This window comes from Mangrovimonas sp. CR14, from assembly GCF_011764015.1.
Taxonomy (GTDB): domain Bacteria; phylum Bacteroidota; class Bacteroidia; order Flavobacteriales; family Flavobacteriaceae; genus Mangrovimonas; species Mangrovimonas futianensis.
Genome location: NZ_JAAFZY010000007.1, coordinates 200,763 through 206,990 on the forward strand (window position 1 = coordinate 200,763; position 6,228 = coordinate 206,990).

At 38.7% G+C, this 6,228-nt stretch carries 4 protein-coding genes; all 4 read left to right on the plus strand.

The genetic code is table 11. From position 1 onward, the window contains the following. The coding region (locus tag GZ212_RS14420) for a gliding motility-associated C-terminal domain-containing protein (RefSeq protein WP_166961731.1) at positions 1 to 2,421 on the plus strand (2,421 nt) is incomplete at its 5' end. 7 nt (positions 2,422 to 2,428) lie between these two features. Further along, entirely contained in the window at positions 2,429 to 3,367 is a 939-nt protein-coding gene (locus GZ212_RS14425; RefSeq protein WP_053972208.1) for a type IX secretion system membrane protein PorP/SprF, read from the plus strand. Between the two features lie 7 nt (positions 3,368 to 3,374). Beyond that, positions 3,375 to 5,246, plus strand: coding sequence for an OmpA family protein (locus tag GZ212_RS14430; RefSeq protein ID WP_240923824.1), 1,872 nt, complete (start codon positions 3,375 to 3,377; stop codon positions 5,244 to 5,246). A gap of 359 nt (positions 5,247 to 5,605) precedes the next feature. Then, on the plus strand, positions 5,606 to 6,228 hold a 623-nt coding region (locus GZ212_RS16095), incomplete at its 3' end, for an HYR domain-containing protein (protein WP_206080458.1).

Genomic DNA, 6,228 nt, shown 5'->3' on the forward strand with positions numbered 1-6,228 from the left:
GATACTGGTGGTACATGGTCACCAGCACTTAACAGTGGTTCGGGATTGTTTGATCCAACGGTGGATGCTGAAGGAACTTATACCTATACCGTGGAAGGAACTGACACTTGTGGACCCGCTTCGGCTACTGTGACTATTTCTTTGGAAACACCTCCAAATGCTGGAACTAACGGCAGCGTTGACATTTGTCAAAATGATAACCCAATTGACCTATTTACCGTTTTAGGTGGTACACCTGATGTAGGTGGCACCTGGTCTCCAGCACTTAACAGCGGTTCAGGTTTGTTTGATCCTACAATCGATGCTGAAGGAACTTATTCATATACTATAGACGGAACAGATCCTTGTGGACCTGCCTCTGCTACTGTGACCGTCACTATCATTCCACCACCAAATGCCGGAACTGATGGTAGTGCCAATATCTGTGGAAATGATGACCCGATAGACTTGTTTACCCTTCTTGGAGGTACTCCAGATACTGGTGGTACATGGTCTCCCCTTCTTGCCAGTGGCGCTGGGTTGTTTGATCCAACAGTGGATGCTGAAGGAACTTATACCTATACCGTGGAAGGAACTGACGCTTGTGGACCTGCTTCTGCTTCGGTAACCATTTCGGTGGAAACGCCTGCTAATCCAGGTACAGATGCTTCCATAAATCTTTGTGAGCTTGATAATCCTATTGATCTATTTACAGTTTTGGGCGGTACACCTGATGTAGGTGGTACATGGTCACCAGCTCTTAACAGCGGTTCGGGATTGTTTGATCCCACAATCGACGCTGAAGGAACTTATACTTATACCGTAGCTGGAACAGACCCTTGTGGTCCTGCCTCTGCTACTGTGACAGTAACTATTATTCCGCCACCAAATGCCGGAACTGATGGTAGTGCCAATATCTGTGGAAATGATGACCCGATAGACTTGTTTACCCTTCTCGGAGGTACTCCAGATACTGGCGGCACATGGTCTCCCGTTCTTGCCAGTGGCACTGGATTGTTTGATCCAACAGTGGATGCTGAAGGAACTTACACCTATACCGTGGAAGGAACTGACGCTTGTGGACCTGCTTCTGCTTCGGTAACTATTTCTTTGGAAACGCCTGCCAATCCAGGGACCGATGCTTCCATAAACCTTTGTGAATTGGATGATCCTATTGATCTATTTACAGTTTTGGGCGGCACACCTGATGTAGGTGGTACATGGTCTCCAGCTCTTAACAGCGGTTCGGGATTGTTTGATCCTACAATAGACGCTGAAGGAACATATACTTATACCGTAGCTGGAACAGACCCATGTGGTCCTGCCTCTGCTACTGTGACCGTCACTATCATTCCGCCTCCAAATGCTGGAATTAATGGTAGTGCTAATATCTGTGGAAATGATGACCCGATAGACTTATTTACCCTTCTTGGAGGCACTCCAGATACTGGTGGTACATGGTCTCCCGTTCTTGCCAGTGGCACTGGATTGTTTGATACAACGGTGGATGCTGAGGGGACTTACACGTACACTGTTTCTAACTCTTGCGGCACAGAAACCTCTGACGTTAACATAATCATTCAACCTATTCCTGATATTTCTGGAATGGTTTTATCTGCAGCTGATATTTGTTTAAATGATTCCAATACTGTTTTTATTTCGAATGCTGAATTTTTGGAAGATGGACCATATCAAATAAACTACACCTTATCAGGAGCCAATAATTCCAACGAGACAACTGATGTTGACATTTCTGATGGAAACGGAGAAATTATTATTCCTAATGACATTCTTATTAACTCAGGATCAACCACATTTACGATTATCTATTTTATTCGCTCTACCGATGATTGTTCGGGTGATGTTACTTTAGTGGAGTCGGTAACTTTTAATATTGAAAATACCGCTACTCCAACTCTAGTTGACGGCGGGGATTATTTTTGTTCGGAAGATTCTCCTACTATTGAAGATTTAACATCCTTTGTTAACGAAAGTCCGATTGTTTGGTACGACGCACCAGACGGAGGAAACGTTATAACTAGCGAAACCCAATTAGAAGATGGAGAAACCTATTATGCTGCTATCTCATCACAAATGGGATGTGAAAGTAGATTGAGACTTGAGGTCACAGTTACCATTGAAAAATGCACTGAGGATTTGATTATTCCTGATGGATTTTCACCTAATGGGGACGGTATTAATGATACTTTTGATCTTGTAAACATAAGGGAACTATATCCCAATTTCGATATAGAAATTTATAACAGATACGGCAATCTATTATTTAAAGGAAATAGTAGCACTCCTAACTGGGATGGAACTTCAAAGGAAGGAACAACTTTAGGAAATGGAGAACTTCCAAATGGTGTTTATTTCTATATTTTAAATTTTAATGATGGTCAGACAGATAGTATTCAAGGTCGAGTCTATCTTAACAGATAACATTTTTATGGTTAAATCCTTAAAAAGACATATAATTTTCATCCTTTTTGCCTTAGTAGGTTTTCAGATGCTAGCGCAACAAGATCCACAATTCACACAATACATGTATAACATGAGTGTGATTAATCCGGCTTATGCAAAAGATGCTTCAGACGAAATCAGTTTAGGGGTATTCTATCGCAATCAATGGACGGGTTCTGTGGGTGGCCCAACAACTGGAACCTTATTTGGACATACAACACTTTATAAAAACATAGAAGGAGGTCTCTCCATAGTCCACGATCAAATTGGAGATGTAGTTAAGGAAACCAATGTCTATGCGGATGTTGCATATGTTTTACAAACCGGTAAAACTTCCAAACTCTCTTTGGGAATAAAATTTGGAGCTACTTTTTTTAGCACCAATTTTGATGGGTTTGTATATTCCGATCCATTACCCGATCCTGCATTTGCTGAAAATATTTCCAGAACGTACCCCAATGTAGGTGTAGGAGCCTTTTTCTTCGGAAAAAATTATTATATCGGCTTCTCTGCTCCAAACCTTTTAAAAAGTAAACATTTAGAAAACAATGATGGTGTTGTGGCCAACGGAGTTGAGGAAATACACATGTTTTTGACTGGAGGTTATGTGTTTGAACTCAACGATCAGTTAAAGTTCAAACCTGCCTTTATGACAAAGGCAGTTTCAGGAGCTCCCCTTTCGTTTGACCTAACAGCCAATTTCCTTTGGAGAGAACGTTTGGAATTGGGTGCTGGTTACCGGTTTGATGATGCCATATCTGGTCTTATAAATTTTAGGGTTTTAAGTAACCTCAGAATAGGTTATGCCTATGACTATACCCTTTCTAATTTAGGAAAGTTCAATAATGGTTCACACGAGATAATGATATTATTTGATATAAGTACACTTGGCAAGGGCTATGATAAATCTCCAAGGTTCTTTTAAAAAAAGTATGATGAAAAATTGGATGCTGTTCATATTATTAGTTTTCGGGCAAACCATACTGTGGGCCCAAAAACCAAGTTTGAAAAAGGCTAACAACCTTTTTGAAAACAGATCCTATGTGGAAGCTGCCAATATGTACAAACAGTTAGAGGCTACCCCAGAAATTTTGGAAAGGTTGGGAGACTGCTTTTACTATAACGGTAGAATGGAACAAGCCCGAACTCCCTACACCAATCTTTATGTGGAATATAGAGATTCCATGCCCGAAGAAGCACTTTTTAAATATGCACAAGTATTAAAAGGACTCAAAGATTATGAAAATGGAGATCAAGTCATGGGAGAATATTTGGGTTACCCTGTAGATACACCTAAATTCTCTGAAAATCTGAATGGTATTGTCCCCTATAATTACATGATCAAAAGAGTATCACGTAATTCTTCCACTGGCGATTTTGGGGTATCTTATTATTTCAATAAAATTATTTTTTCTTCAGTAAGGAATTCAGACAATCCAAAATATGGATGGAATGACAGGCCTTATTTAGATCTATATAAAGCTGATATGACCGAAGATTTTGAATTGGAACATATCGAACCTTTTTCAGATGAAATCAATACCGAAACCCATGAAAGCAATGCCGCCTTCAGTCCAGATGGGTTAACCATGTATTTTTCTCGAACCAATGAAAAAAGAGTCAAAATTGATGGCATCAAAATTGCCACGGTCAAATTATTTAAAGCTGAAAGAGTTGAAGATGAATGGACCAATGTAACTGAATTGCCATTTTCCAGTGACACCTACTCCACCATGCACCCAGCGGTTAGTCCAGATGGAATAACCCTTTACTTTTCGAGTGATATGCCAGGTTCTTTAGGATCTTTTGATATCTATTCAGTAGAAATCTTAGATGATGGATTTGGAACGCCTGTTAATCTTGGAGAGACCATCAACACTAAACAACGAGACCAATTTCCTTTTATGGACAAGGATAATATGCTTTATTTCACTTCGGATGGGCATGAAGGATTGGGTAATTTAGATCTTTTCATGAGTCAAAAAATTGATAATGCCTATACTAAACCACTAAATTTAGGTGAAACTATCAATTCGGAAATGGATGATTTTGCTTTTGTACTTCATGAAAACCAAACAAAAGGATTTTTCTCTTCAAACCGTGAAGGGGGTGATAATTTATATTCTTTTGTTAGAATGTCTAATACCAGAAAATTTGCAGTTGAAGGAGAAGTTACTGATAAGCACTCCAAAGAACTACTTCCTGGCACAACCGTAACGCTTTTTGATGAAAATGGTGAATTAGTAGGACAAATGGTAACTGGATCTGATGCTACCTATATTTTCAACACTAGACCAAATACTACTTACACCATCGAAGCTCATAAAGATTTTTATATACCAAGTAGTCAATCTTTCACAACCAATGAGGATGGTAGAGTCTTTTTTGATATTCAATTAGAAATCGAATCTTATGATGATGCCGAAGACATCGTTGTAACAAAAGATGACGGATATGTTTATATTGAATTAGAGAACATTTATTTTGACCTTAATAAATGGGAAATCAAGCCACAGGCAGCCCAAGTGTTGGATGTTTTAGTTAACCTTCTAAGAAAATACCCTAGAATGGAAGTACAGCTAGGAGCACACACCGACAATAGGGCATCGGACCTATATAACTTACGTTTGTCAAGAAACAGAGCAGAAGCTACTTTGGAATATATTGTTTCACAAGGTATTGATAGAAACCGTTTAAAATCTAAAGGATATGGAGAAAGAAAACCTTTAGTAGATTGCGGCACTGAATGTACTGAAGCTGAACACTCCATAAACAGAAGATGTGAGTTTTTAATTTTAAAGTAAGCCACCACCTACCAAACAACCAATTCCTTACATAAGAAGGTGGATTAAATGCATTTTGTCGATTTTTTCATGCACTTCATGGATTTTTTTCGAATTTTTATATATATTGCATTTGTAAATAGCTATTAATCGATTATTAACCCATTAAATAAAGCATTTTTGGTATTCTGTAGTATTTAAAAGCTTTTCATTGAATTATATAGACTAATAAAGTATTTCAACGAATATATTTTTCAACTGAAAATCAACCGAATACTTTTGATCTAACTCCCTCAGATTTTAGTAGTTAACAGACAATAACCGGCCCCAACCTATTGACGTTGTCACGGTATATTTTTATAATTAAAAATATCAACACTATGAGGAAATTTTACGTTCTGCTTTTTGCAGTTTTACTTTCTACCATAAGTTTTGCTGCAATCCCTAAACATACCAATTCCCACATTTTAAAAAATAGCGGGAACGATTCTATTTGTACCTATGATGAGTATTTAGAAATAGTAAATAGTTCTTCTTTTAGCAGTACTAATCTACTTCCTCCCTGCCAAGACATCACTGTAGATCTAGACGACACAGGTAGTGTTACTATTACACCCAACCAATTGGAGGATGGAACATATGGAGGCAACTCAGCCTATTCTATTAGTCTTGATCAAGATACTTTCGATTGTAATGATATTGGATCACCTGTTTCAGTTACTTTAACTGTAATTCAAATAAGTACTTCATCAATTATTGATTCTTGTACTGCACAGGTTACTGTGCAGGATACTACAGACCCTACCATTACTGCACATACTGACGTAACCGTTAGTGCCAATGCTTCATGTCAAGCCACCGGTGTGGCTCTTGGAACACCCACTACAGCTGATAACTGTGGCGTTAATCCAGCAACCAATGATGCGCCTGCTACATTCCCAATAGGTAATACAACAGTAACCTGGACCGTAACCGATGCGGCCGGTAATTCTGCTACTGATAC